General features: G+C 72.5%; 30 protein-coding genes and 4 pseudogenes. 14 read left to right on the top strand and 20 right to left on the bottom strand.

The features are described 5' to 3' along the window. Positions 1 to 50 precede the first annotated feature (50 nt). The 4 genes from VIM19_20080 to VIM19_20095 are packed head-to-tail and all read right to left on the bottom strand — an operon-like array spanning position 51 to position 3,119. Positions 51 to 521: a MogA/MoaB family molybdenum cofactor biosynthesis protein gene (locus tag VIM19_20080; GenBank protein HEY5187138.1), complete on the bottom strand. Its 471-nt coding sequence runs from the start codon at positions 519 to 521 to the stop codon at positions 51 to 53. Then, positions 518 to 1,006: a cyclic pyranopterin monophosphate synthase MoaC gene (moaC, locus tag VIM19_20085; GenBank protein HEY5187139.1), complete on the bottom strand. Its 489-nt coding sequence runs from the start codon at positions 1,004 to 1,006 to the stop codon at positions 518 to 520. Before moaC ends, VIM19_20080 begins: the two co-directional genes overlap by 4 nt. Continuing rightward, complete coding sequence (glp, locus tag VIM19_20090; protein HEY5187140.1) at positions 1,003 to 2,226, bottom strand: gephyrin-like molybdotransferase Glp; 1,224 nt, start codon at positions 2,224 to 2,226, stop codon at positions 1,003 to 1,005. The genes moaC and glp overlap by 4 nt, the downstream gene beginning before the upstream one ends. Then, complete coding sequence (locus VIM19_20095; protein ID HEY5187141.1) at positions 2,223 to 3,119, bottom strand: UTP--glucose-1-phosphate uridylyltransferase; 897 nt, start codon at positions 3,117 to 3,119, stop codon at positions 2,223 to 2,225. Before VIM19_20095 ends, glp begins: the two co-directional genes overlap by 4 nt. 40 nt (positions 3,120 to 3,159) lie before the next feature. On the opposite strand from VIM19_20095, the gene VIM19_20100 reads away from it, so the two are divergent. After that, positions 3,160 to 3,747, top strand: a complete 588-nt coding sequence (locus VIM19_20100) for a 5-formyltetrahydrofolate cyclo-ligase (protein ID HEY5187142.1) — start codon at positions 3,160 to 3,162, stop codon at positions 3,745 to 3,747. A gap of 7 nt (positions 3,748 to 3,754) precedes the next feature. Next, entirely contained in the window at positions 3,755 to 4,903 is a 1,149-nt protein-coding gene (locus tag VIM19_20105) for a hypothetical protein (GenBank protein HEY5187143.1), read from the top strand. Positions 4,904 to 4,917: 14 nt separating this feature from the next. Here the strand turns inward: VIM19_20105 and VIM19_20110 are convergent, their stop codons facing one another. The 6 genes and pseudogenes from VIM19_20110 to crcB form a co-directional block, all read right to left on the bottom strand. Then, positions 4,918 to 5,607: a penicillin acylase family protein gene (locus VIM19_20110; GenBank protein HEY5187144.1), complete on the bottom strand. Its 690-nt coding sequence runs from the start codon at positions 5,605 to 5,607 to the stop codon at positions 4,918 to 4,920. Between the two features lie 83 nt (positions 5,608 to 5,690). After that, positions 5,691 to 7,013, bottom strand: a pseudogene (locus VIM19_20115) (penicillin acylase family protein). Positions 7,014 to 7,063: 50 nt separating this feature from the next. Further along, a pseudogene (locus VIM19_20120) lies at positions 7,064 to 7,462 on the bottom strand (penicillin acylase family protein). Positions 7,463 to 7,601: 139 nt separating this feature from the next. Beyond that, entirely contained in the window at positions 7,602 to 7,964 is a 363-nt protein-coding gene (locus VIM19_20125; protein HEY5187145.1) for a CrcB family protein, read from the bottom strand. Continuing rightward, on the bottom strand, positions 7,961 to 8,287 hold the full coding sequence (locus tag VIM19_20130) for a DUF190 domain-containing protein (protein HEY5187146.1): 327 nt from the start codon (positions 8,285 to 8,287) through the stop codon (positions 7,961 to 7,963). Before VIM19_20130 ends, VIM19_20125 begins: the two co-directional genes overlap by 4 nt. Beyond that, positions 8,287 to 8,688, bottom strand: a complete 402-nt coding sequence (crcB, locus tag VIM19_20135; GenBank protein HEY5187147.1) for a fluoride efflux transporter CrcB — start codon at positions 8,686 to 8,688, stop codon at positions 8,287 to 8,289. The genes VIM19_20130 and crcB overlap by 1 nt, the downstream gene beginning before the upstream one ends. An 86-nt stretch (positions 8,689 to 8,774) precedes the next feature. On the opposite strand from crcB, the gene VIM19_20140 reads away from it, so the two are divergent. From VIM19_20140 to mscL, 4 genes are all read left to right on the top strand, one after another. Continuing rightward, positions 8,775 to 9,074, top strand: a complete 300-nt coding sequence (locus VIM19_20140; GenBank protein ID HEY5187148.1) for an FmdB family zinc ribbon protein — start codon at positions 8,775 to 8,777, stop codon at positions 9,072 to 9,074. 61 nt (positions 9,075 to 9,135) lie between these two features. After that, complete coding sequence (locus tag VIM19_20145; protein HEY5187149.1) at positions 9,136 to 9,963, top strand: S-methyl-5'-thioadenosine phosphorylase; 828 nt, start codon at positions 9,136 to 9,138, stop codon at positions 9,961 to 9,963. Then, positions 9,960 to 10,616: an SAF domain-containing protein gene (locus VIM19_20150; GenBank protein ID HEY5187150.1), complete on the top strand. Its 657-nt coding sequence runs from the start codon at positions 9,960 to 9,962 to the stop codon at positions 10,614 to 10,616. Before VIM19_20145 ends, VIM19_20150 begins: the two co-directional genes overlap by 4 nt. 58 nt (positions 10,617 to 10,674) lie before the next feature. Then, positions 10,675 to 11,079 (top strand): large conductance mechanosensitive channel protein MscL, encoded by a 405-nt coding sequence (mscL, locus tag VIM19_20155; GenBank protein ID HEY5187151.1) that lies wholly within the window; start codon positions 10,675 to 10,677, stop codon positions 11,077 to 11,079. A 20-nt stretch (positions 11,080 to 11,099) separates the two neighbouring features. On the opposite strand, the gene VIM19_20160 is transcribed toward mscL, so the two are convergent. Continuing rightward, positions 11,100 to 11,225, bottom strand: coding sequence for a hypothetical protein (locus VIM19_20160; GenBank protein ID HEY5187152.1), 126 nt, complete (start codon positions 11,223 to 11,225; stop codon positions 11,100 to 11,102). A gap of 29 nt (positions 11,226 to 11,254) precedes the next feature. Here VIM19_20160 and VIM19_20165 point away from each other — a divergent pair, with 29 nt between their 5' ends. Continuing rightward, the gene (locus VIM19_20165) at positions 11,255 to 12,376 is read left to right on the top strand and encodes a saccharopine dehydrogenase NADP-binding domain-containing protein (protein HEY5187153.1); all 1,122 of its coding nucleotides are present in this window, start codon (positions 11,255 to 11,257) and stop codon (positions 12,374 to 12,376) included. On the opposite strand, the gene VIM19_20170 is transcribed toward VIM19_20165, so the two are convergent. After that, a complete protein-coding gene (locus VIM19_20170; GenBank protein HEY5187154.1) occupies positions 12,345 to 12,704 on the bottom strand; it encodes an RNA polymerase-binding protein RbpA in 360 nt (119 codons plus the stop codon). The genes VIM19_20165 and VIM19_20170 overlap by 32 nt on opposite strands. A 258-nt stretch (positions 12,705 to 12,962) precedes the next feature. On the opposite strand from VIM19_20170, the gene VIM19_20175 reads away from it, so the two are divergent. Beyond that, positions 12,963 to 14,390 (top strand): decarboxylase, encoded by a 1,428-nt coding sequence (locus tag VIM19_20175; GenBank protein ID HEY5187155.1) that lies wholly within the window; start codon positions 12,963 to 12,965, stop codon positions 14,388 to 14,390. A 32-nt stretch (positions 14,391 to 14,422) separates the two neighbouring features. On the opposite strand, the gene VIM19_20180 is transcribed toward VIM19_20175, so the two are convergent. The 4 genes and pseudogenes from VIM19_20180 to VIM19_20195 form a co-directional block, all read right to left on the bottom strand. After that, positions 14,423 to 14,704 (bottom strand): hypothetical protein, encoded by a 282-nt coding sequence (locus tag VIM19_20180; GenBank protein HEY5187156.1) that lies wholly within the window; start codon positions 14,702 to 14,704, stop codon positions 14,423 to 14,425. A gap of 23 nt (positions 14,705 to 14,727) precedes the next feature. Continuing rightward, positions 14,728 to 14,863, bottom strand: a pseudogene (locus tag VIM19_20185) (sigma factor). Continuing rightward, positions 14,863 to 15,210: a hypothetical protein gene (locus tag VIM19_20190; GenBank protein ID HEY5187157.1), complete on the bottom strand. Its 348-nt coding sequence runs from the start codon at positions 15,208 to 15,210 to the stop codon at positions 14,863 to 14,865. Before VIM19_20190 ends, VIM19_20185 begins: the two are co-directional and overlap by 1 nt. A 33-nt stretch (positions 15,211 to 15,243) precedes the next feature. Continuing rightward, positions 15,244 to 15,366 carry a hypothetical protein gene (locus tag VIM19_20195; protein HEY5187158.1) on the bottom strand — a complete coding sequence of 41 codons (123 nt, stop codon included), beginning with the start codon at positions 15,364 to 15,366 and terminating at the stop codon, positions 15,244 to 15,246. 128 nt (positions 15,367 to 15,494) lie between these two features. On the opposite strand from VIM19_20195, the gene VIM19_20200 reads away from it, so the two are divergent. The 3 genes from VIM19_20200 to VIM19_20210 are packed head-to-tail and all read left to right on the top strand — an operon-like array spanning position 15,495 to position 18,116. Further along, positions 15,495 to 16,565 carry a type III polyketide synthase gene (locus tag VIM19_20200; protein ID HEY5187159.1) on the top strand — a complete coding sequence of 357 codons (1,071 nt, stop codon included), beginning with the start codon at positions 15,495 to 15,497 and terminating at the stop codon, positions 16,563 to 16,565. A 4-nt stretch (positions 16,566 to 16,569) separates the two neighbouring features. Beyond that, a complete protein-coding gene (locus VIM19_20205) occupies positions 16,570 to 17,100 on the top strand; it encodes an isoprenylcysteine carboxylmethyltransferase family protein (GenBank protein ID HEY5187160.1) in 531 nt (176 codons plus the stop codon). Further along, a complete protein-coding gene (locus VIM19_20210; protein HEY5187161.1) occupies positions 17,097 to 18,116 on the top strand; it encodes an NAD(P)/FAD-dependent oxidoreductase in 1,020 nt (339 codons plus the stop codon). Before VIM19_20205 ends, VIM19_20210 begins: the two co-directional genes overlap by 4 nt. A gap of 1,179 nt (positions 18,117 to 19,295) precedes the next feature. Here VIM19_20210 and VIM19_20215 read toward each other — a convergent pair. The 3 genes from VIM19_20215 to VIM19_20225 form a co-directional block, all read right to left on the bottom strand. Next, positions 19,296 to 19,832 (bottom strand): flavodoxin domain-containing protein, encoded by a 537-nt coding sequence (locus tag VIM19_20215; protein ID HEY5187162.1) that lies wholly within the window; start codon positions 19,830 to 19,832, stop codon positions 19,296 to 19,298. Between the two features lie 818 nt (positions 19,833 to 20,650). Further along, positions 20,651 to 21,238 carry a dienelactone hydrolase family protein gene (locus VIM19_20220; protein HEY5187163.1) on the bottom strand — a complete coding sequence of 196 codons (588 nt, stop codon included), beginning with the start codon at positions 21,236 to 21,238 and terminating at the stop codon, positions 20,651 to 20,653. A 46-nt stretch (positions 21,239 to 21,284) separates the two neighbouring features. Continuing rightward, a complete protein-coding gene (locus tag VIM19_20225) occupies positions 21,285 to 21,590 on the bottom strand; it encodes an antibiotic biosynthesis monooxygenase (protein HEY5187164.1) in 306 nt (101 codons plus the stop codon). Positions 21,591 to 21,786: 196 nt separating this feature from the next. Between VIM19_20225 and VIM19_20230 the strand changes: the two genes are divergently transcribed. Continuing rightward, a complete protein-coding gene (locus VIM19_20230; protein HEY5187165.1) occupies positions 21,787 to 22,704 on the top strand; it encodes a hypothetical protein in 918 nt (305 codons plus the stop codon). Positions 22,705 to 22,741: 37 nt separating this feature from the next. On the opposite strand, the pseudogene VIM19_20235 reads toward VIM19_20230, so the two are convergent. Beyond that, positions 22,742 to 22,978: pseudogene (locus VIM19_20235) on the bottom strand (DUF2252 family protein). A 139-nt stretch (positions 22,979 to 23,117) separates the two neighbouring features. Here VIM19_20235 and VIM19_20240 point away from each other — a divergent pair. Both VIM19_20240 and VIM19_20245 read left to right on the top strand, forming a co-directional pair. Next, positions 23,118 to 23,621 (top strand): hypothetical protein, encoded by a 504-nt coding sequence (locus VIM19_20240; protein ID HEY5187166.1) that lies wholly within the window; start codon positions 23,118 to 23,120, stop codon positions 23,619 to 23,621. A gap of 494 nt (positions 23,622 to 24,115) precedes the next feature. Beyond that, positions 24,116 to 24,435, top strand: a 320-nt coding sequence (locus VIM19_20245) for a hypothetical protein (protein ID HEY5187167.1), incomplete at its 3' end; no start/stop codon positions are given.

Genomic DNA, 24,435 nt, shown 5'->3' on the forward strand with positions numbered 1-24,435 from the left:
CGGGCGCAGCCCCACCGGGGGGTCGGCCAGCTCGACCGGCCAGCCCCGGGTCAGTGGTCACCCCCGGCGACCTGCTGGACGGCGTGCACGAGCACCGGCTCGAGCACGGCCATCGAGTCGCGGACGCCCCCACTCGATCCGGGCAGGTTGACCACCAGCGTGCGGCCGGCCAGCCCGGCGATCCCCCGGGACAGCGCCGCGGTCGGCACCCCTGCGGCGACGCCACGGGCCCGGATCGCCTCGGCCAGCCCCGGCACCTCCCGCTCGATCACGTGTCGGGTGTGCTCGGGTGTCCGGTCGGTCGGGGACAGCCCGGTCCCGCCGGTGGTCAGAACGACGTCGTAGCCAGCCGCCACGGCGGCCACCAGCGCGGCCTCGACCGGCGGCCCGTCGGGCACGACCTGCGGGCCGTCCACCTCGAAGCCGAGCGCGGCCAGCCGCTCCACCGCGACCGGTCCGCTGCGGTCCGGGTAGACGCCGGCCGCCGCCCGGTTCGAGCAGGTGACCACGAGCGCTCTCACTCCGGACCGCTCTCGCCACGGACCCAGCGCCCCGTCTTGCCCCCGGTCTTCTCCTCCACCCGCACGTCGGTGATCACCGCGGCCGGGTCGACGGCCTTGACCATGTCGATGAGCGCCAGGCCCGCGACCGCCACGCAGGTGAGCGCCTCCATCTCGACCCCGGTCCGGTCGGCGGTGCGCACCGTCGCGGACACCTCGACCCGGTCGTCGCGCACCTTGAGGTCGACGGCCACCCCGTGGATCGCGATCGGGTGGCACAGCGGCACCAGGTCCGGCGTCCGCTTGGCCGCCTGGATGCCGGCGATGCGGGCCACCGCGAGCGCGTCCCCCTTGGGCAGGCCGCCTTCGCGCAGCAGCCGCACCACCTCCGCGGACACCAGGACCGCGCCGGTGGCCGTCGCAGTCCGCGCCGTGACGTCCTTGCCGGACACGTCGACCATGCGGGCCGCGCCGGACTCGTCGAGGTGGGTGAAGCCGCCGGTCATGACAGCCGCCGCTCCAGGACCATGACAGTCACGGCGCCGCCGGCCGGCACCTCGGTGACGTCCTCGGGGACGATGACCAGGCAGTTGGCGTGCGCCAGGTCGTTGATCAGGTGCGACCCCTGCGCGGACATCGGCCGCACCACGTAGCGGCCGTCCTCCACCGACAGCTGCGCGCGGGCGAACTGCCGCTTGCCCGCCGGGGACTGCATCGCCGTGGCGCAGACCGCCCGCACCGTGGGCCGGTGCAGCGGCTCCACGCCGAGCATCTTGCGCAGCACCGGGCGCACGAACACCTCGAACGAGACGTAGGCGCTCACCGGGTTGCCGGGCAGGGTGAAGATCGGGGTGGAGTCCGGGCCGACGGTCCCGAACCCCTGGGGCATGCCCGGCTGCATGGCCACCTTGTCGAAGGTGACCGTGCCCAGCCGCTGCAGCACCTGCTTGACGACGTCGTAGGCACCGGCGCTGACCCCGCCCGTGGTGATCACCAGGTCGGCGCGGATCAGCTGGTCCTCGATCGCGTCGAGCAGCCCGCGCGGGTCGTCCCGCACCGTCCCCACCCGGTAGGCCACCGCGCCGGACTCCTTGGCGGCGGTCGCCAGCATGAAGCTGTTCGACTCGCTGATCTGGCCCGGCTGCAGCAGCTGGCCAGGGTCGACCAGCTCGGACCCGGTCGACAGGACCACGACCCGCGGCTTGGGCCGGCACACCACGCGGTCCCGCCCGACGGCGGCCAGCAGGCCGAGCTGCGCGGGCCCCAGCCGGGTTCCCGACGCGAGCACCATCTCCCCGGCTCGCACGTCGCCACCGGCAGGGCGCACGTACTCGCCGACGGCGGCCGGCTGGGTGATCGACACCTGGGCGACCCCGCCGTCGGTCCACTCCACCGGGACGACGGCGTCCGCACCCGGGGGCATCGGGGCCCCAGTCATGATCCGCATGGCGGTGCCGGGGCGCAGCGCCATGGCGGCCGCGTGCCCGGCCGGGATGTCCCCCAGCACCGGGATGCTCAGCGGCGCCTCGCCGCTGGCACCGGCGACGTCCGCGGCCAGCACCGCGTAGCCGTCCATCGAGGAGTTGTCGAACGGCGGCAGGTCCCAGGGGGCGACGACGTCCTCGGCCAGGATGCAGCCGTGCGCGTCCAGCAGCTGCAGGTCCAGCGAGCCCAGCGGGCGGACGACGTCCAGGCAGTCGGCCTGGTGCTGGTCGACGCTCTTCACGAGCGCTCCTGCCCGGCCACGAAGTCGGCCAGCCAGGCGGTCAGCTCCGGCCCGAGGTCGGGTCGCTCGCAGGCCAGCCGGATCACCGCCTTGAGGTAGTCCAGCCGGTCGCCCGTGTCGTACCGGCGGCCGCTGAACACCACCCCTCGAACCCCGCCCCCGAGGTCCGGGTCGGTGGCGGTCAGCTGCCGCAGCGCGTCGGTGAGCTGGATCTCGCCGCCGCGGCCCGGGCCGATCGACCGGATCGCGCCGAAGACGGCCGGGTCGAGCACGTACCGGCCGATCACCGCGTAGCTGGACGGCGCCTCGTCGGCGGCCGGCTTCTCGACCAGGTCGGTGATCTCGACGACATCCGGCTGGTCGGTGGGCTTAACCGCGGCGCAGCCGTACAGGTGGATCTGATCGCGGGGCACCTCCATGAGCGCCACCACCGAGCCGCCCGAGGCCTCGCGCACCGCGGCCATCCGGGTGAGCAGCGGGTCGCGCGGGTCGATCAGGTCGTCGCCGAGCAGGACGGCGAACGGCTGGTCGGCGACGTGCTGCTCGGCGCACAGCACGGCGTGCCCCAGCCCGAGCGGGTCCCCCTGCCGGACGTAGTGCATGCGCGCCAGCCCGCTGGCGTGCCGCACGAGGTCCAGCCGTTCGGTGTCGCCCTTGGCCTCGAGGGTCCGCTCCAGCTCCACGGCCCGGTCGAAGTGGTCCTCCAGGGCCCGCTTGTTGCGGCCGGTCACCATGAGCACGTCGGTGAGACCGGCCGCAGCGGCCTCCTCGACGACATACTGGATCGCGGGCTTGTCGACGACCGGGAGCATCTCCTTGGGGGTCGCCTTGGTGGCTGGCAGGAACCTGGTCCCGAGGCCAGCGGCGGGGATCACCGCCTTGGTCACGCGCATGGGGTGAACCCTAGACGCTGGTCCGCGGCATGATGGCCGGATGGCGACGAGGTCGGAGCAGAAGGCGGCGCTGCGGGCCGGGCTGACCGCCCGGCGCCGCTCGCTAGGCGCGGACGAGCTGGCCGCGGCGGCTCTCGGGCTGGCCGACCAGGTCGACGCGCTGCCCGAGCTGGCGGCCGCCACCACGGTCACCCTGTACGCCTCGGTGGGTAGCGAGCCGCCGACGCAGGAGATCCGGCGCCGGCTGCGCTCCCGCGGCGTGCGGGTGCTGCTGCCGGTGGTCGCCGAGGAGCGCCGGCTGGACTGGTCGACAGACACCGGCGACGCCGACCTGGTGCCGGCCGCCATGGGGCTGCGGGAGCCGGACGGCGACCGGCTCGGGTTCGACGCGATCGGCTCGGCCGACCTGGTGCTCGCCCCGGCGCTGGCGATCGGACCGGCCGGGCAGCGGCTGGGCAAGGGGGCCGGCTACTACGACCGGGCGCTGGTGCTGCTGCGCCCCAGGACACCCGTGGTCGCCCTGGTCTTCGACCACGAGCTGGTGGACGACGTCCCGATGGAGCCGCACGACCACCCGGTCGACGCGGCGGTGACCCCGACCCGCACCGTCCGCCTCGGCCTGGGGTAGGCGCGGCATGTCCGGCGAGAAGCAGGACGTGCTGCGCCACCGGCGGCTGCGCGGTGTGGACGCCTTCCGGGGCGCGGTGCTGGCGTTCATGCTGTTCACCCCGCCGATCGGTGACGCCACCACCTACCCGTTGATGCGGCACGCGACCTGGGACGGGCTGACCTTCTCCGACCTGATCCTGCCCACCTTCCTGGTCACCAGCGGGGCCAGCCTGGCCCTGATGCTGCGCCCGCCGACCACCGCGGCGGTGCGGCTGCGGCTGGTCCGGCGGCTGCTCGCCTTGCTCGTGCTTGGTGCTGTCTACAACGCGATCGGTGCCTCGTGGGCCGACCTGTCCCAGCTGCGGCTGACGGGCGTGCTGCAGCTGATCGGGCTGACCGGCGCGCTCGCGGCACTCGTCGTACTGCTCAGCCGGATCGGGTCGGACGACGACCGGCCGGTGGTCATCGCACTGATCGCCCTAGCCGCGGTGGCCGCGTACGGCGTCGGGCTGCTGCGACGTGCCGACGTCTGCCTCGGCGTGGACCAGTGCAGCTCGTACCACTCGTGGGACGTGAACCTGCTCGGCATCAGTCATGTGTACGGCGCCGGCCGGCTCAACTACGACCCCGAGGGACTGGCCGTGCTCGGGGCGGCCACCGGGCTGGTGCTGGTCGGCTACCTCGCCGGTCGGGCGCTTCGGCTGCGCCGGCCGCCGGCGGTCAGCACGGTCGCCCTCCTCGCCCTGGCCGGCGGGGTGCTGGCGGCGGCCAGCCTGCTCGCCGACGACGTCTGGGCGTACAACAAGCGGCTGCACACGCCGTCGTTCTCGCTCATCGCGGCCGGTACGGCGCTGACCGGGCTGGCGCTGGCCGTCGCGTTGCTCGACCTCGGCGGCCGGCCGGAGCGGGTGGCCCTCGACCGGGTCCGGGCGGTGCTCAGCTGGCCGTTCGTGGCGCTGGGCCGCAACGCCCTGGTCGTCTACTTCAGCGAGCACATCCTGCTCACGGTCGCGAGGGACACCCCGGTCGGCAACGGCACGCTGCAGGACTGGCTGCTGGCCCGCGCGCCGTTCGAGGGGGACACCCAGCTGCTCGGCTTCTCGCTGATGCTGCTGCTCACGGTCGCCGCCATCACCGGGGTGATGCACGCCCTGCGGTGGCACATCGCCCTGTAGCGCGATGGAGCCCGTCAGGACGACGGCTGCAGCACCAGCGTGTCCTTCTTCGCCACTTCCACCGCCGTCCGGCTGAACGGGAACGGCGTGCTCTGACGCGAAGATTCGCGGTGCGCTGTACAAATTGCATAAGAAACACGGCGAGCGCCGTGAATCTTCGCGCACCACGGTGCGCCGGAGGCGCCGCGTTGCTGACCTGTGCGCCACAGCTCGGCCTGGTCCCAGTAGTGCGGGTTGAACGCGTGCCCGGACGCACCCGTCAGGTTGACCCAGCGGGAGCGGTCCAGGTCGGCCAGGTCGACGACCATCCGCATCGAGGGCACCCAGTCGACCTGGTAGCCCTCGTACGGCGTCCAGCCGGTGGCGTCCACGATCGAGGAGCCGCCGCCCACCTTGAGCGGACCTCGGTTGAACAGCCACTCGACCGGTCCGATGCCGGAGGTCCCGAACGACTGGTTGGTCAGCTCGAGCGTGTGCCGGGTGCCCCACTGCCAGCGCGAGGGATCGCTGCCCAGCCGCGCTCCCAGATCGGCGGCCGCGGCATCCATGGCGGCGCGGACGGCGTCGTCGCGGGTCTCCCGCTGCGGGGTGCGGACGTCGTCCCACCATGGGTCGTTCGGGCTGTACCACAGGGTGCGGACCACCTCGAACCAGCGGTCCTCGCCGTCGGCGCGGGCGTTGGCCGGCACCTCGTCGTTGAACATCCGGTCCAGCAGCTGCTTCCAGACCGCTTGTAGTAGCCGGCAGCGGTCGACGACTCGGGCGAGGTGTAGTCCCAGCCCCGCAGTCCGGCCTGCGCTTTGGCCGCGAGGTCGGACAGCCCGGTCACCTGCAGCAGCTTCGGGGTCAGGAACGCGGCCATCTCGCTGCGGTTGTCCATCTGGATGCGACCCATCGAGGCGACGTCCAGCGGCCGGGTCGCGCCCTTGAGCGGGTCGACGATGCGCTGGCTGCGGGCGCCGTAGGACCAGTCGTCGGTGAGCAGGTAGGGGTAGGTGCGGGTGTCGACCACTGCGTTGTTGGCGGTCACGATGTAGCCGTCCGGCGGGTTCTCCACGCTGGGCAGCGCGGCGAACGGGATGTACCCGGTCCAGTCGTAGCGGCTGTCCCAGCCGGGCGCCGGCCACCGCCCGTCACCAGCGCCGCGGACCGGGATCTTGCCGGGTGACTGGTAGCCGATGTTGCCGTCGACGTCGGCGTAGACCAGGTTCTGCGCCGGCACCGCGAACAGCTGGGCTGCCGCCCGGAAGTCGGTCCAGCTCTGCGCGCCGTCTAGGGCCAGCAGCGCGTCAGCGGTACGGCCCGGGTCCAGCGCCGTCCAGCGCAGCGCCACCCCGACGTCGCTGTGCCCCCTGGCCTCCGGGGCGGCCGTGCCGGCGTCCTTGATGTCGGTGCTGGCGTCGGAGATCAGCGGACCGTTGTTGGTGGAGCGGATGGTGATGGTCACCGGGGAGCTGCCGGCCACCTTGACCTGCTCGGTGCGCACGATGAGGGGGCGCGGCGTGCCGTCTACGAGGTACTGGTTGCCCTGGAGCTGCTCGAGGTAGAGGTCACTGACGTCCGGGCCGAGGTTGGTGAACCCCCAGGCGATCCGGTTGTTGTGTCCGATGATCACCCCGGGCACGCCGGAGAACGTGTAGCCGGCGACGTTGAACGGACAGGACGACGACAGCACCCGGCAGTGCAGCCCCATCTGGTACCACAGCGACGGCATCATCGGTGCCAGGTGCGGGTCGTTGGCCAGGATCGGCTTGCCGGTCGTCGTCCGGCTGCCGGACACGACCCACGAGTTCGAGCCGATGCCACCGCCGGTGCCGAGCAGGGTCGGCAGCGAGCTGACCGACGCCTGGACCCGCTCCAGCGCCGCGGTGAACGCCGGGCGGGCTGCCGCCGGCACCGGCTCGGTCACCGCCGCGTTCTGCTCGAAGACTCCGTTGACCACGGCGCCCTGGATGACGATCGGCTGGTGCCGGTCGAACGGGTAGCCTGGGTACAGCTGCTCGGTGCGGGTGACGCCGACCCGGGCCGCGGTGATCGACCGCGCGATCTCGTCCTCCATGTTGCCACGCAGGTCCCAGGCCATCGCCTTGAGCCAGGCGATGGAGTCCACCGGCGTCCACGGCTCGATCGTGTAGCCGCTGTTCTGCAGCCCAGGACGACGTACTCCAGGCTGATCTCGCTCTTGGAGTGCGTGGACAGGTAGGCGTTGACGCCCTTGGTGTAGGCGTCCAGCGCAGCCCGGGTGCGCGGGTCGAGCAACGGCAGCTGCTGCTCGGCGACCCGCCGCCAGCCGAGGGTGCGGACGAACGTGTCGGTCTCGACCTGGTCCTTGCCGAACAGCTCGGCCAGCCGTCCGGCGGTGATGTGCCGGCGGAAGTCCATCTCCCAGAACCGGTCCTGCGCCTGGACGTAGCCCTGCGCGTAGAACAGGTCGGCGGAGGTGTCCGCGCTGACCTGTGGCACCCCGTATGAGTCGCGGATGACCTCGACGCTGTGACTCAGCCCCGGCGCGGTGATCGTCCCCGAGGTCTGCGGGAACGACCGCCGGGTGATCCACATCGCACCGATCGTCCCGATGATGACCAGCAGCGCCACGAAGCCGGCCAGGAAGGCCAGCACGGTCGGCGAACGACGACGTCCCGCACGACGACCCAGGGGGCGACCGTAGCGCCGCGCCCCGTCGCCGAGCGGGGCAACCTCACAGGTGGGTGCCGAGGACGTACCCGAGCGTCGCGACGGCCAGTCCCGCGACCACCGTGAGGCCCACGTTCACCGCCGCGGTCAGCCGGGAACCGGCGGCGGCGAGCCGGTCGGTCTCGTAGCCGAAGGTCGAGAACGTCGTGAGGGCCCCGCAGAACCCCACCCCGGCGAGCAGGGTGAGGTCACGCACGGCCAGCCCCGCGACCACTCCGAGCACGAAGGAGCCGAGCACGTTGACCGTGAAGGTCCCCCACGGGAAGGTCGCATCGGTGCGGCCTTGCACCGCGCGGTCGGTCAGATAGCGCAGCGGCGCGCCCACGGCGGCGCCGGCGCTGACCAGCAGGACGTCGGGCAGGCTCACACGTACCGCACGACCTCGACCGGCTCGACGATCGCGAGCCCCCCGGTGAGCAGCTCCTCCAGCTCGGGCAGGAAGGCCCGGACCTTCTCCTCGGCGTCCACGATGACGACGGTCACCGGCAGGTCCTCGGACAGGCTGAGGATGCGGGTGGTGTGGATGTGGTTGGCGCGCCCGTACCCCTCGATCCCCCGGAACACCGACGTGCCGGCCATCCCGGCCGAGTGTGCCCGGTGCACGATCTCGGTGTAGACGGGCTTGTGGTGCCACTGGTCGGACTCGCCCAGCACCACGGTCAGCCGCAGCGCGGGACCGGCGATCTCCATCAGGCCCTCCTTCGGGGGACGGCGGCCGCGGCGAGCACCCGGCCGAGCCGGACCGCGAGCAGCCCGGCGAGCACGCTGCCGACCATGTAGAGCGCGGCCGTGCCGACGGCGCCGTCCCGCAGCAGGCCAGTGGTCTCGACCGAGAACGTCGAGAACGTCGTGAACCCGCCGAGGACGCCGACGCCGAGGAACGGCCGCACGTACCGGCCGACGATCCAGACCTCCACGACGAACCACATGAGGACGCCGAGCAGCAGGCACCCCATGACGTTCTCGACGAAGGTGGCCCACGGGTAGGCGCTGCCGCGGTGGGGCAGCGCGGAGGCGATCCCCCACCGGGTCAGCGACCCCACGACGCCCCCGGCCGCGATCACGGCGAGGACGTCGAGGTCTCGGGCCACGAGCGGAGCCTACGTCCCCGGATCGTCGGCTAGGATTAGCACTCGACGCACCTGAGTGCCAACCAGTCGACCAGCCGGAGCCTGCCGTGCCCACGTACCAGTACCGCTGCACCGCGTGCGGCGAGCCGCTCGAGGCCGTGCAGTCCTTCGACGACGACCCGCTCACCGAGTGCCCCAGCTGCGGCGGACCACTGCGCAAGCTGTTCTCCAGCGTCGGGGTGGTGTTCAAGGGGTCCGGTTTCTACCGCACCGACAGCCGCAGCTCCGCCGAGGGCAAGACCGCCGCCGAAGCCGCCAAGCCCGCTTCGAAGGAGGTCGCCAAGCCAGCGACCAAGGAGGTCGCGACGACCCCGTCGTCGTCCACACCGTCCGCACCGGCGTCCTGACCCGACGGGCGGCTGTGGACATCGCCACCGCCGAGCCCGGGAGCGCCGCTAACCTCGCCGCATGAGCGACCAGGCCACCGGCTACGACGGCCCCACCGCCGAGATCGGCGTGATCGGCGGGTCCGGGCTCTACGCGCTGCTCGACCGCCTCGACGAGGTCTCCGTCGACACCCCGTACGGCCCGCCCAGCGACCGGCTGATGATCGGCGAGGTCGGCGACCGGCGGGTCGCCTTCCTGCCCCGGCACGGCCGCGACCACCGGCTTCCGCCGCACAAGATCAACTACCGGGCCAACCTGTGGGCGCTGCGGACGGTCGGCGTCCGGCAGGTCCTGGGCCCGTCCGCGGTGGGCGGGCTGCGGCCCGAGCTCGGCCCGGGCACGCTGGTGGTCCCGGACCAGTTCGTGGACCGGACGGCTGGTCGGGAGCAGACCTTCTACGACGAGGGCGCGGTGCACGTCTCGGTCGCCGACCCGTACTGCGTGAACGGCCGCGCGGTCGCGCTCGCCGCGGCCCGGCAGGCCGGCTGGCTGCCGGTCGACGGCGGCACCCTCGTCGTCGTCCAGGGGCCCCGGTTCTCCACCCGGGCCGAGTCGTGGTGGTTCAGCGGCAATGGTTGGTCGGTCGTCGGCATGACCGGCCACCCCGAGGCGACCCTCGCCCGCGAGCTGGCGCTGTGCTACACCTCGATCGCCGTCGTCACGGACCTCGACGCCGGGGTCGAGCAGGGGCAAGGGGTCAGCCACACCGAGGTGCTGGAGGCGTTCGCCCGCAACGTGGAGCGGGTGCGCGACCTGCTGCTGGCCATGGTCCCGGCGCTTCCCGTGCAGCGCGACTGCGCCTGCGCCACCGCCCTCGACGGCATCCGGCTGCCCTTCGAGCTGCCATGAGCCCCGGCGGCCGGCGCACGGTGGCCGCGTCGCTGCGCCGGGCTGTGGCCCGGCACCGAAGGCTGCTCGCGGCCGGGCTGGCCGCCGGGTCGGTGGCCGCCGCGCTGTCGGTGCTGGCACCCGCCCCGGCCCCGACCGCCGACGTCGTCGTGGCGGCCCGCGATCTCGGCCCGGGGGCGGCGCTGACTACCGAGGATCTGCTGGTGCAGGCCCTTCCGGAGGCGGCCGAGCCGGCTGCGCTCGTCGGCGCCGCAGCGGCCGGCGCGGTGCGCAGGGGCGAGCCGCTCACCGACGTCCGGCTGGTCGGGGCGGGGCTGCTCGGCGATGCTGCCGGCCTGGTCGCCGCGCCGGTACGGCTGGCCGACGACGGCGTCTCGGCACTGCTCCGCGCGGGGGACGTCGTCGACGTGCTCGCGGCGAGCGCCCCGGATCCGGTCGGTCAGGCCATGACCGAACCGACCGGCCCAGCGCCCGTGCGACCGGTGCTGTCCCGGGTCGTGGCCGCGGCCGCCCGGGTGCTCGCGGTCCCGTCCACGCGGGGCGTCGGCGAGGGCACCCTCGTGCTGCTCGCGGTAGCCCCGCGGGCGGCCAACGACCTCGCAGCAGCCGCCGTCAGCGCCCGGCTGTCCGTCGTGCTCATCCCCCGGCGGTGACCACGCCGATGCACTAGCGTCGATGACCGAAGGGCGGCCGCCGCCCAAGGAGGTTCAGATGATCAAGGGGTTTCGCGAGTTCATCATGCGCGGCAACGTCATCGACCTCGCCGTCGCCTTCGTCATCGGCGTTGCGTTCGCTGCCGTCGTCAAGGCGCTGCTCGACGGTCTGATCAACCCGCTCGTCGCGGCCATCTTCGGCAAGCCGAACCTGGACTCGGTGGGCACGTTCACGATCAACGGCGCCGACTTCAGCATCGGGCTGGTCCTGACCGCACTGATCAACTTCTTGATCATCGCGGTCGTGATCTACTTCATCGTCGTGGTCCCGATGAACGCGTTGGCGGCACGCCGGGCGGCGAAGGAGGAGCCGACCCCGGACGTCAAGTCCGAGGTCGACCTGCTGCAGGAGATCGCCGACGAGCTGCGCGCCCAGCGTGGCAGCAGCGGCCCGACCGGCTGAACCCCCTGATAGCCGGACGGTCAGTCGCCGTGGTGGGGCGGGCGCTCACGCAGGTATCGCTCGACGTCGTCGTCGTCCCGCGGGGGCTCCTCGCCCCAGGCGGCGTCGGTGTCGTCGCTGGTCTGCTCGGGCAGTGCCTCGCTCACGCCTTCGAGGGTAGCCGCGGGATCGCACCGTGAGCACCTCGCGGGTGCTGCTGTTCGGGGCCACCGGCTACACCGGCCGGCTGACCGCCGAGGCGATGCTGCGCCGGGGCATGGCGCCGCTGCTCGTGGGCCGCTCGCCGCAGCGGCTGGCCGAGGTAGCCACCGCGCTGGGGGGGCACCCGCCCACCGCGGTGGCCGACGCCGACGACCCGGCCGCGCTGGCCGGCCTGCTGCGTGAGGGCGACGTCCTGGTGACCACCGTGGGGCCGTTCTCCCAGCACGGCCGGACCGCGGCGACGGCCGCGCTCGAGGCCGGGGCCACCTACCTCGACTCCACCGGGGAGGCCGGCTTCCTGCGCTGGCTGTTCGAGGAGCTGGGGCCGCGGGCCGAGCGCGCCGAGGTGGCCATGGTCCCCGCGTTCGGGTACGACTACGTGCCGGGGAACCTGGCGGCGGCGCTGGCCCTGCGCGAAGCCGGGGACGCCGCCGTCCGGGTCGACGTGGGCTACTTCGTGACCGGCGGACGGGCCGCCCTCAGCGGCGGGACGCTCGCGTCGGCGGTCGGCATCAGCAGCGACGCGTCGTTCGGCTGGCGGTCCGGGCGGCTGGTCACCGAGCGGACCGCGACGCGGGTGCGCTCCTTCGCCATCCCCGGCGGGCAGCGCCGGGCGGTCTCCATCGGCGGCACCGAGCAGCTGGCGCTCCCCCGGTGGGCCCCTCGGCTGCGGGAGGTGAACGTCTACCTGGGCTGGATGGGCCCGCTGGCCCGCCCGGCGCAGGTGCTCTCGCTGGTCACGTCCGGCGTCGTCCGGATCCCCGGGGCACCGGCGGCGTTGAGCTGGGTCGGGCGGCGGCTGGCTCCCGGGTCGACGGGGGGTCCGGACGCCGGAGCGCGGGCCAAGACCCGCTCCCACGTCGTGGCCGAGGCGTTCGACCGCGGTGGGCAGCGGCTGGCCAGGGTGGACCTGGACGGCCCGGACCCGTACGGCCTGACCGCGGAGCTGCTGGCATGGGGCGCCCAACAGGCCGCGGCCGGCCGCGTCATCCGAACCGGGTTGGTCGGGCCGGTCGAGGCGTTCGGCCTCGACGGGCTGGCGGCCGGGGCCGCCGAGGTGGGCCTCAGGCCCGAAGCAGCTCCAGCCGCTCCTTGAGCAGCGCCTCGAGCTCGTCGACCGAGCGGCGCTCGAGCAGCATGTCCCAGTGAGTCTTGCCGCTGGCGCTGGTCCGCGGGGAGTTCAGCGCGACCCCGTCCGCGGTGCCGCCGAGGCGCCGAGCGGCGGTCTCGTCGCGGTGAGCGGTACGGCCGCACTTGGGGCAGTCCCAGGTCTCGGGAATCTCCTCGGCCTCTGCGGAGAACTGCAGGGTGACCACGTGCCCGACCGGGCAGTGGTACGACTCGGGCGTCATCGGCACCGGGACGACGTGCTCGTCGGTCTCGTAGCTGTGAGACGTGAGTCCGAATCCGCGCAGCGCGGTCATGGCGAGGTTCCTCCGAAGACTTGCAGGGGGTGCGCGCAACGCGCGCCGTGCTGACATGGCCCGGGTAGCGACAGGTAGGACGCGTAGGACCGGCGAAACGTTCCCGCTCGCCCGTGTGACCTCGACCACCCGGCTGACCGACCTGTTGCGCCGGTCGAGCGACCGAAGGACCAAGGGAGTGTGCCCCGATCGGTAGGGTCCGAAACCCAGTCTAGCGCCCCGGCGGGACCACCTCGGACGCTCGTATGCTGCTGCGCCATGGGCCCGTCCGAGCATGATCCACTGGGCCTGCGCGCCGACGCGCCCGTGCTGGACGCCTACCTGTCCTTCCTGGAGTCCGAGCCGCTCCCGTTCACCATTCCGGGGCACAAGCAGCGCACCAATCTGGTCGGCACCGTCGTGCGGGGCGACGTGCCCCTGTTCGGCGGGGTGGACACCACGCGGCTGGCTGCCGGGGTGCTGGCCGAGGGTGAGCGCCGGGCGGCCCGACTGTGGGGTGCGGACGTGTGCCGCTTCTCGGTCGGCGGCTCCACGCACGGCAACCAGGCGCTGGCGCTCGCGGTCGGCCGGCCCGGTGGGCGGGTGGTCGTCTCCCGGACGCTGCACCGCTCGCTGCTGCTCGGCCTGGTGCTCGCCGGGCTGGAGCCGGTGTGGGTGCGGCCCTGGCTGGACCCGGTGAGCGGGCTGCCCGGTGAGGTGCCGGTGGACGCCGTCCGTTCGGCCCTCGAACGGCACCCAGACGCCCAGGCGGTGTTCCTGGGCGACCCGTCGTACGTCGGCGGCGTCGGCGACCTGCGCGGCCACGCCGAGGTGGCCCACGACCACGGCGTCCCGCTCATCGTGGACGCCGCCTGGGGGGCGCACTTCGGCTTCCACCCGGCGCTGCCCGCGCATGCGCTGGCCCAAGGCGCGGACGCCCTGGTGACGAGCGCGCACAAGACCCTCCCGGCGTACACCCAGGGCGCCCTCGTGCTGGCCCGGATGGACCGGATCGAACCGGCCCGGCTGGACCGGGCCTTCGAGGCCACCCACACCACCAGCCCGGCCGGCGCCGTGCTGGCCAGCATCGACGCCGCCAGGGCGCTGCTCGCCCGCGACGGGCTCGCCCTGCTGGACCTCCTGGTCCGGCGGGTGGCGCAGGCTCGGCGGCAGCTCACCGCCGCCATCCCCGGGCTGGTCGTGCTCGACGGGCCGTGGGTAGACCCGACCCGGCTGGTGCTGCTGCTGTCTGGCACCGGGGCGAGCGGCTACGCGGTCGAGGAGCAGCTGCTCGGCCGGCGGATGCCGCTGGAGTTGGCCGACCGGGACACCGTGGTGGCGATGGTCACCCTGGCGGACGACGAGCAGACCATCGGCACCCTCGTCGACGCGCTGATGGCCGCCGTCCGCGGCTGCGCCGGTCCGCCGCGTGAGGTCCGGCCCTCGCCGGCGTGGTCGGTGGACCCGGAGCAAGTGGTCTCCCCTCGGGAGGCGTTCTTCGCCCCGCACCGCACGCTGCCGGTCGAGGACGCGGTCGGCCGGGTCTGCGCCGAGCTGGTCGCGCCGTACCCGCCCGGCGTCCCGGTGCTGGCCCCCGGGGAGCGGGTGACCGAGGCCGCCGTCTGGGCGCTGCGCCAGGCCCGGGCCGACGGCGCCCGGATCGCCTACGCGGCCGACCCCACGCTCGCCACCGTCCAGGTCCTATGACTGTCAGGGTCAGGACGACGTATAGGCCGTCCTCACCCTGACGGGTTGGTGGTGAGAACCGGGGAGCCCGCGGCGGTCCGGATCTCCAGGACGGCCATGTCGGCGGACGACCAGGCCGTCGCGGCCGACACGACGGACTCCTGCCCCGGGACGGCGTTCCAGGTGGCCACCTGCTCGACCCGTCCGGACCGGTCCCGGACGACGAGCGCATAGCTGCCCGCGGCCGCCCCGTACCGGTCGGCGGACGAGTAGGTGCAGCGCAACACGATCCGGGTGCCCCAGCGTCGCCGGCAGCTCGTACACGACCGGGTCACCCGCGGGTCGGTCCCCGCGCACCCTCGAGCACCTTCGGCGAGCGCCAGGCCCGCAGCAGGGTCTCCTGGACGACGTCATCCGCATGGGCCCGGTCCCCGGTCAGGCGCAGCGCGAAACGACCACAGCGCGTGCGCGTGCTCGTCGTGCAGGGCACGCATCAGGTCAGCAACGCGGCGCCTCCGGCGCACCGTGGTGCGCGAAGATTCACGGAGCTCGCCGTGTTTCTTATGCAATTTGTACAGCGCACCGCGAATCTTCGCGTCAGATCTCGGGACGGGTCACTCTCCGGCGTACTTCCTGGCCGCTGCCGTCCGGTCTGGCGCGGGGACCATCCAACGACCACCAGGACCAGCGCGGCGGCGGTGGCCGCTGCCTGGGCCACCGCCGTCCGGGTCTTGTCGGTGAACCAGAACGGCTCGTACATGTCGGGGGGCGACCCCAACCGGCCCACGTCGACGTACCGGTAGAGCAGCAGCGCCGCCAGCCCGCCCCCGGCCACCACCACGGCGACGGCTGCCGCCGTTTCAACAGGGAACAGCTACCCCTGGCTCACGGTGCCGCGCACCGCGTCGTACGTGCTGGCGAGGGTGAGATGGACGTAGGCGTCGACGGCCAGGCCGACGACCGTCACAGCGAGCAGCATCCTGCCGACGAGGGTCATCGGGCACCTCCACCCTGGACGACGTCCCAGGCGAGCAACGGGTTCACGGAGGGCGCCCTCGCGCACCCCTGCGCCTGCACCCCCGCTTCCACGCGACCCTCACCGTCGCCCCCGCCTAGGATGTGTAGATGGCGACGATCGTTGGGGTGAGCGGCGTCGTCGCAGAGCATGGCTACGCCCAGCGGGAGATCACCGAGGCGTTCGTCTCCGCAGCGACCCCGTCAGGCAGCCAGCGAGCCCTGGCGGAGCGGATCCACGCGGCCACCGGGGTCCGGCACCGGCACCTCGCGCTGCCGCTCGACGAGTACGCCCGGCTGGACGGCTTCACGGCGGCCAACGACGCTTTCATCCGCGTCGGCACCGCCCTCGGCGAGCAGGCCATGGTCAAGGCGCTGGCGGCGGCCGGATTGGCACCCGCCGACGTCGACCTCGTGGTCACCGCCTCGGTCACCGGGATCGCCGCGCCCTCGCTCGAGGCCCTGCTGGCTCCCCGGCTGGGGCTGCGCCCGGACGTGAAACGCATCCCTGTGTTCGGCCTCGGCTGCGTCGCCGGAGCGTGGGGACTGGCCCGGCTGCACGACTACCTGCTCGGCCACCCGGACGACGTCGCCGTCCTGCTGTCCGTCGAGCTCTGCTCGCTCACCGTCCAGCGGGACGACCTGTCGACGCCGAACATCGTCGCCAGCGGGCTGTTCGGTGACGGCGCAGCGGCGGTTGTCATGGTCGGTGCGAACCGCGCCCAGGACCAGCCCGGTCCCAGAGTCGTCGACTCGCGCAGCCGGCTGTACCCCGACAGCCAGCGAACAATGGGCTGGGACATCGGCGGCAGCGGCTTTCGGATCGTGCTGACGGCGAGCGTCGCGGACGTCGTGGAGCGGTACCTGGGCGAGGACGTCGGGGGCTTCCTCGGCGACCACGACCTCAAGGGGTCCGACGTCACCCGCTGGGTCTGCCACCCCGGCGGGCCCAAGGTGCTCGAGGCGATGGAACGCACGCTGGACCTCCACGACGGCGAGCTCGACGTCACCTGGCGCTCGCTGGCCCGGATCGGCAACCTGTCGTCCTCCTCCGTGCTGCACGTGCTCGCGGACACCCTCGCCGGAAGGGACGGCACCCCTCCGCCCGAGCCGGGCACCCCCGGGCTGCTGCTGGCGATGGGGCCGGGCTTCTGCTCCGAGCTCGTCCTGCTCGAGTGGTGAGCGGATGACCGGTCCCGCGGCGTTCCGCGCGCTCATCCTGGCCGTGGCTGCCGAACGGGTCGCCGAGCTCGCCGTCTCCCATCGAAACCTGCGGTGGAGCCGGCAACAGGGCGGTGCCGAGTTCGGCGCCGGGCACTACCCACTGATGGTCGCCCTGCACTCCGGCCTGCTCGCCGGTGCGCTGGCCGAGTCCCAGCTGGGACGACGACGCGTGGACCCGCGGCTGGCCGTGCCCATGGTGACGCTCGTCGTGGCGTCGCAGGCGCTGCGCTGGTGGTGCATCCGCTCGCTCGGGCCACGCTGGAACACCCGCGTCGTCGTCGTCCCCGATCTGCCGCTCGTGGCACGGGGGCCGTACCGCTTCCTGCGCCACCCGAACTACGTGGCCGTCGTCGTGGAGGGCGCCGCGCTTCCGCTCGTCGGCTCGGCCTGGATCACAGCCACCGCCTTCACTGCGTTGAACCTGCCGCTGCTCGCCGTCCGGGTCCGCGCCGAGGACGCCGCCCTGGCGGAGAGCCGCGGCGGCCCGCGGTGATCGACCTCGTCGTGGTCGGGGGCGGTCCGGTCGGCCTGATGAGCGCCATCTACGCGGCGTCTGCGGGTCTGTCGGTCACCGTCGTCGAGCCACGATCCACACCGGTCGACAAGGCGTGCGGGGAAGGGCTCATGCCCGGCGCGGTGGCGGCCCTGGCCGCTGTCGACGTCCAGCCGGCGGGGATGCCGTTCCGCGGGATCCGCTACCTGCAGGGCGACCGTCACGTCGAGGCCAGGTTCGCCACCGGACCGGGGCGCGGGGTCCGGCGGACCGAGCTCCATCGGGCGCTGGCCGCGCGGGCCGAGCAGGTCGGTGTGCGCTTCGTCGAACAGCGGGTCACCGAGGTGGAACAGACCGCCGGGTGGGTGGGCGCCGCGGGGGTGCGGGCCCGTCACCTGATCGGCGCGGACGGCCTGCACTCGACGGTCCGGCGGGCAGCGGGTCTGCTGCGGCCGCCCGGCCCGAGCCGGCGGTACGGGCTCCGACGGCACTACCGCGTCGCTCCGTGGTCCGACCTCGTCGAGGTGCACTGGGGCCCGGACGCCGAGGTCTACGTCACGCCCGTGGCGCCCGACACGGTCGGTGTCGCCGTCCTCGGGCCCGGCCCGCTCGACCTGGACCGGACCCTGTCCCAGCTGCCCGCACTCGGTCGGCACCTGTCCCGGGCGGCTCCGGTCAGCGCCGTTCGCGGGGCCGGACCGTTGTGGCAACGGAGCCGGGCCCGGGTGAGCGGCCGGATCCTGCTGGTCGGCGACGCCGCGGGGTACGTCGATGCCCTCACCGGGGAGGGGCTCCGGATCGGCTTCGCAGAGGCGGCTGCCGCCGTGGACTGCATCCTGAACGACCGCCCCGAGGACTACGCGCAGCGGTGGAACACCATCACCCGGTCCTACCGCGTGCTGACCGGGTCCATGGTGTGGTGCGCCGGGCGTTCGAGCGTGCGCAGGGCCATCGTGCCGTCCGCGCAGTCACTGCCACCGGTATTCGCCCGCCTAGTGAACTCGCTAGCCACCTGACCCGGGGCCGCGTCCGGCCGGGCCGGACGGCACTACCGGGAGCCTCCGGGAAGGGAAGTCCTGGGGACAGGTCACGGAGGTGAGTCCGATGATCGAGTCGCTGACTGTCCCTCCGCCCCACGATCAGTCCCTGGAGCATGCGCTCTCCCGCCTCGTGCATAACGGCGTGATCGACGAGGCCCTGGCCCAGCGGATCGAGGCCGAGCGCAACCGGGACGCGGCCGCGGAGGTCCTCGCCGCCCAGGCCCCGCCGGCCAAGGCACCGACGCGCGCCCGGCTTCCCGAGGTCCTCGGCTACCTGGGCGCGGCCTTCGTGGTGACCGCTGGGCTGCTCGTGGTCGCTCGCTTCTGGCGGCAGATGGGCCTGCCGGTCCGGGTGACGGTCTCGCTGACCGGTGCGACCGCGCTGATCGGCGTGGCCCTGGTTGTCGCGTGCACCACGACCGGCGGTTGGCGCCGCCTGCGAAGCTCCGCAGACGCTGCTCGCCGCCGACTGGTCGGGGCGCTGCTCGTCCTGGCCGCGCCGCTGACAGCGTTGGCGCTCGGTCTGGTGCTGGACGACGCCGACGTCCAGACCGTGCTGCTGCCCTCCGCGCTCGTCGCCCTGGCGGTGTGTGCGGTCGCCGTCGCAGTGGCCGGAGGGGTGATCCCCACGCTCGGCGTGTTCGCCGCCGGCGGCCTCACCCTGGCCGGCTTCGGGGAGCTGTTCGACTCGGTGTCGACCCTGGCCTGGATGGTGGCCATCGTGCTCACCGCGATGGTCTGGACGGCGGTCGCACCACGGCTGGCCGGGGCACCGACCGTGGCGCTGAGCCTCGGGCTGCTCACGCTCGTCTATGTCGGCTCCTTCGCGGCGCAATACCAGATCCACGAGGGCCCCGAGGTGGACGAGTTCGGGAACACGATGGACTTCGGCCCCGTCGAGTGGGGCGCGCACGCGGTCGTGCCGTTCGGGTACGCCGTCCTGCTCGGCGTGATCGTGGTCGGCACGGCGCTGTACCTGCGCGGCGCGTCCTGGCCATGGATCGGCGCAGCCGGCTTGGCCGCTGCAGTTCCGTGGGAACGCTGGCCGCGGAGCAGTTCGGCGCCATCGCGGCGTTCTTCGCGGTCGGGATCGTGCTGCTCGGGGCGAGCGCGGTGCTGCTGGTCAGGCGCGGACGGCGCGCTCCGGGCTGAGCGTCAGCCCACCCGGTGCTCGCCCTCGGCCGGCGCCACGGCGGCGGCCAGCCGGAGTCCCCACTGGCGAGCGCGTTCCTCCTCGCCGTCTAGGATCGGCCCTGCCGTCCCGTTGACCCAGAAGCTCTCCGGCGGAAGGGCCAGCCGGCCGCCGAGCCCGCGCAGCCGCTTGGCCGCCCGGTGGGCCGCCGATCCGGGCAGCCGAGGCCGCCGGACCCGCGAGTCGAACGTCGCCACCGGCACCCGCACGGACCCGCTGTCCAGCCCCTCGATCCACTCCCGGATCCCGACGCCCTGGGAGACCACGGGGCGGGCGGCTTGCTTGGCGGCGTCCTGCCGGGTGTTCGGTCGGGTCATGCCGAACGCGTGCGTCGGCCCGCCCACCACGAGCAGGTCGACGTCGGCGGCGACCGCCGAGGGGGCGGCGCCGACCTCCACCAGGTCCACCGTCATCCGCACGGACAAGCCGTCAGCGACGGCGACGGCGACCGTCTGGGTGTTGCCGAACATCGACTCATACACGACGAGCGCGCGCTTCATCGGTCCTCCTCGTCGAGCTCACCGCACACCGGCCAGCCTGTGCGACGGCGCCGAGCCCGGCTAGGGCCAACCGGCCCCTTCGTCCGGAGAACACCCTCGCCGTGCGGCCGACCGTGCGCCCTCCTGGCGCGGTGCGGTCGACCACGGCAGCAGGGAGATGGGCCGTGCCAGAGCTGCGGCTCCGACCGGTGACGGACGACGCGTTCGCCGCGTACCGGGAGCGCCTGGTCCACGACCTGGCCTGACCACTATCAGCACCACCAGGCCGGTGCCGGCCGGGCGATTCGGGACGAAAGTCCCTCGCGCCGGGGCCCGACCCTCTGAGGTAATTGCCCCGTCAACAACTAATGGTGCCGTCCACGAACTCCCCCTTTCCGTCGGCGACGCCGCCTCCCAGAGAAGGAAGACAGCAACGCTCCCGCTGCAATGCCGGGAGCGTTGCTGTGAGTTCGGCCGCGCTCAGGGATGGAACAGCGAGCCGACGAGCAGGCCCAGGCTCACCAACCGGCCCCCACCCGTCGCAGTGCAGGAGTTCACGACCACCAAAACGGCCGGACGACCGCACGACCGGTCAGAGCTTGTGCAGCTTCGGGTAGGGGATCTCCAGGCGCTCCGTGTGGGTATCGCCGAAGGTGACCAGCAGGGCCCGGTCAGCGGCCACGTCGACCACGCGGCCCAAACCCCACCTGTCGTGACTGACCCTGTCCCCCACCGCGTACGACTGCACCGGGGCCGCTGCGCGGTCCTTGAAAGGGCTTCCTGGCGGACGTCTGCGTGCTGGGGAACCGTGGGTGCTCACCTGTCGAGTATGGACCCCTTCAGCCGCGGGACCGGACGAACGGCAGCACGCGGCTCCAGAACGTCTCGGTGGCGACCGGGTCGTACTCGGCGGGAAGGGTCGGGTCGGTGAACAGGTGGCCGGAGCTCTGGTAGTCGAAGACCTCGATGGTGCCGCCGCCCGCTTCGACGTCGCGGACCGCCTGGTCGATCTCCTCCTGCTCCCGCCAGGGGTCGCCGAGGGTCGAGTGCGTCTGGACCGGCACGCCGGCCGGCCACCGGACGTCGTCGCCGAAGGCCGACACCGGGATCGCTCCGGCGATCATGAGGACGCCGGACACCGGGCGCTGGAGGGCGACGTGCGCGGCCATCACGCAGCCGAGCGAGAAGCCGGCGGACACGAAGCCGTCGGGCAGGCCGGCGACCGCGTCCGTCGCCCGGCGCATGAGCTCCCCCTGCCCGAGCTCTTCGTGCGCGTAGGCCATGGCCGGCGGGTAGTCGTCGAAGGTTCGGCCGTCGTAGAGGTCGGCCACAAGCACCTCGTGGCCGTCCTGGCGAAGTCGCTCGGCTGCGTCCAGGACGCCCTGGCGGACACCGAGCACCGAGTGGAAGAGCGCAACCGTCGTCATGGCAGGAACCAATCACGCACCACCGACAACTGTCGAGGCGGCCGGCTCAGGCGGTGAGGTCCTCGATCACGGTGAACAGCTCGATCGCCGAGGGCGCCTGCATGCCCGGCGCCTGCTTGTCCGAGTGCGCTGCCGTGAACGAGTCGGACTTCATCCAGGCACGGAAGTCGTCCTGGGAGTCGAACTCCATGGTGGAGATGTACGGAGCGTTCGGCCCGGCGGGGCGCATGAGCAGGCTGCGCCGCAGTCCCGGGACGCCGGCCAGGGCGGTGCGCATGCTCCCGATGAACGTCTGTTCGAATGCCTCGGCACCCTCGGCGGGGACCTCAATGCGGTTGTGGACGACGAACACGACGCTCAACTCCCCAGGACGGACTCTGCCGGACCGTGCCCCAGCATGCTCCCCCGCCGGCGACCCCTGACTGCGGGCCGGTCCTGCTCGGGACGTCAGGGCGACCGTCCTCCGTATGATCGCCGCGCCGGTCGGGGAACCTGCCGGGCCCTGGACCAGCGGTTGGAGCTACGGGGCACGCCACGAAGGGGGTCTGGTGTTCACCACAGCCATGCCGTCCACGGAGTACCACGCACTGCTGCGGGCCAAGGTCGATGCCCGCTCTGATCTGGTCTGCACGACGCACCCGCTCAACTACCGAGCCGGTACCTGGGAGATGCTCCGCATCGCTTCGAAGGACGTGGGCCCGAACGACAAGGTGATGGTCATCCGGGCCACCATCCACGGGGACGAGATCTCAGGCGCAATGAGCATCCTCAACTACTTCGACGAGCTCGTGGGCTACGCGCACCAGCGCAGCCTCAAGCTCGTCCTCTACCCCCTCGGGAACCCCTCCGGCTTCGACCACCGCCTGCGCTACAACGTGGACCACCACATGGGCGAGGGCAACAACGACTTCCTCCGCTACGTCATGGACGACGGCTCGATCGAGTCCGACCTGGGACCGGGAAGGCCGTCCACGCCCTGGACGATCGCCAACGACGCGGCGCTGGGCATCGACCTGCCCGAGGAGTCGCGGGTGATGCTGGAGCTGGTCCAGCGCGACCCCCTGAGTCAGGTCGTCGCCGCGTTCGACTGGCACCAGGACCTGGTGACCGACCTGCCGATGTGCGCCTACCACTACGCGTTCGGGGACCTCGCGCGGTACGGCGAGATCGCCGCACGCATCTCCGAGGTGGTGCCGCTGCTGGCGGGCTACGACATGGCCGGCGGGTTCGGCGAACAGATCGACGACCAAGGCAGCGTCGTGCCGCATACGGACGGCGTCGCCGTGCGCTCGGACGCGAACGGGTTCATCGTCCGCCACGACGGTTCGTTCTCCGACTTCTACCAGCACATCGGCGCCACCCACAGCGTGGCGACGGAGACCACCGGCGCCACGCCCATGGAGCTGGCCTGCCTGGTGAACTGGATCTGGTTCACCGGGGTCGTCGACCTGCTGACCTCCGCGTAGCCGACGTCCCCAGTGGCGACCGCGCGCCGTCCGGAACCATCTCCTCGACCACCACCGAACACTTCCCGCGCAGCCGACGCAGGTGGAAGTCCCGCTCGACGCCGTCCGGCCCTTCGGCGTGCTGCCAGCCCGAGAAGATGTCGCTGGTCGCCCGCATCAGCTGCTGCCCGGTGACCACCCGCTGGTCCTGGTCCTTGACGCCGCGGGCCTCCTGGCCCTGGTCTCCGACCCCGGTGCCGGGGATCCGCGAGGCACTGGACAAGTCCGACGCCATCGTCGAGAACGCTGGCTCAGAAGACGCCTAGCAGTCACCAAAGGCCACGGAGGTGTCCGCCGACCTCGCTCGGTGGGCACCTACGTGGCTGAAGGCACCCCTGGCGTTGAGCGTTGGGTGAGATGACACAATCACCAGAGTGGAGCCGGCTGACGCGTTCACGACCAGCGCACCGCCGGGCGCCCTTCGGCGTCGCTCGTCCTATCTGTATGGACTGATCATCAGTGGCGCGGTGCTGGCCACGGCTGGGCAGGCTCTGCGACTGGTCTTGGTGGGTGCGGCCGTGTTCGGCACGCTGATCATCTACTGGGCGGCTGAGACGTACGTGCACTGGATGGCCGCGCGAAGCGTGCACGGACGTGACCTGACTCGCGAGGAGCGCCTACGGATCATCCGGGACGGTTGGCCACTGGTCACCGCTGGCGCGATCCCGGTCACTGTCCTGTTGGTCGAGGCTGGCCTCGGGGTGGCGAACGGGCTCGCCATCCGCGTGACCCTCGCGGTGAACGCCGTCCTGTTGTTCGTGGTGGGTTGGACCATCAGTCGGGCCAGCGGTCTGCTGGGGGCGCGCCTGGTGCTGTCGGCGACGGCATCGGGTGTCCTCGGGCTGGGCATGATTGCACTCAAGACCACTCTGCACTGAGCATCACCCCGGCCCCCCGTCGCCGCCCGGCGGCAGCCAACGTCGGCGCGCTGCTGTCCTTGTACGGCGACCGAAGCGACCTTGCTCTTCGCACCGCCTCGCACCTTCTGAACGGCGCGCAGCCAGCGGCGAAGACAGCACCCGAGCGAAGGGGGGCTGCCAGAGGCCGTTGCGGATGGGAGGGCGTTTGGCGCGGTCGCGGGGTTTGGCCCCAAACGTTAGTGTCCTGAGCAAGACGTCGGGAGTCTTCGCCTTGGAGGTGTAACCGCTATCCCGGCAGGCCTTCAGGCGGATTCGATCGGACCGGTCGATGTCGAAGTAGTCGTGCTCGACGGCAACCAGTTCAACGGCATGCGGGTCAACTACACCCAGTTCGACCTGCCCAGCGATGAAGACCCTCACCGAGGCCACCGACGGCCGCGAGCCGTCGTCGGCGGTGGCCCTCGCCGGCTGAGCGTCGCCGGTAGCTTGTCCCCCAGGTCGAGAGGTGCTCGATGATCCGGTTCCTGATCCGCACCGCGGTGTTCTTCGCATCCGCCCTGATCGGCTTGTTCGTCGCCGACATGATCCTGCCCGACCTCAGCGTCACCGGCGAGTCGTACCTCCTGGTGGCGATCATCTTCGCCCTCATCCAGGCGCTGATCTCCCCACTGATGTTCAAGACCGTGCACAACAACGCGTCCGCGTTCACCGGCGGAGTCGGACTCATCTCCACCCTGGTCGCCCTGATCGCCACCGCGATCCTGACCAGCGGGCTGACCATCACCGGGCTGACCACGTGGATCCTGGCCGCCCTCATCGTCTGGCTCGCCGG

This window comes from Actinomycetes bacterium, assembly GCA_036510875.1.
GTDB lineage: Bacteria > Actinomycetota > Actinomycetes > Prado026 > Prado026 > DATCDE01.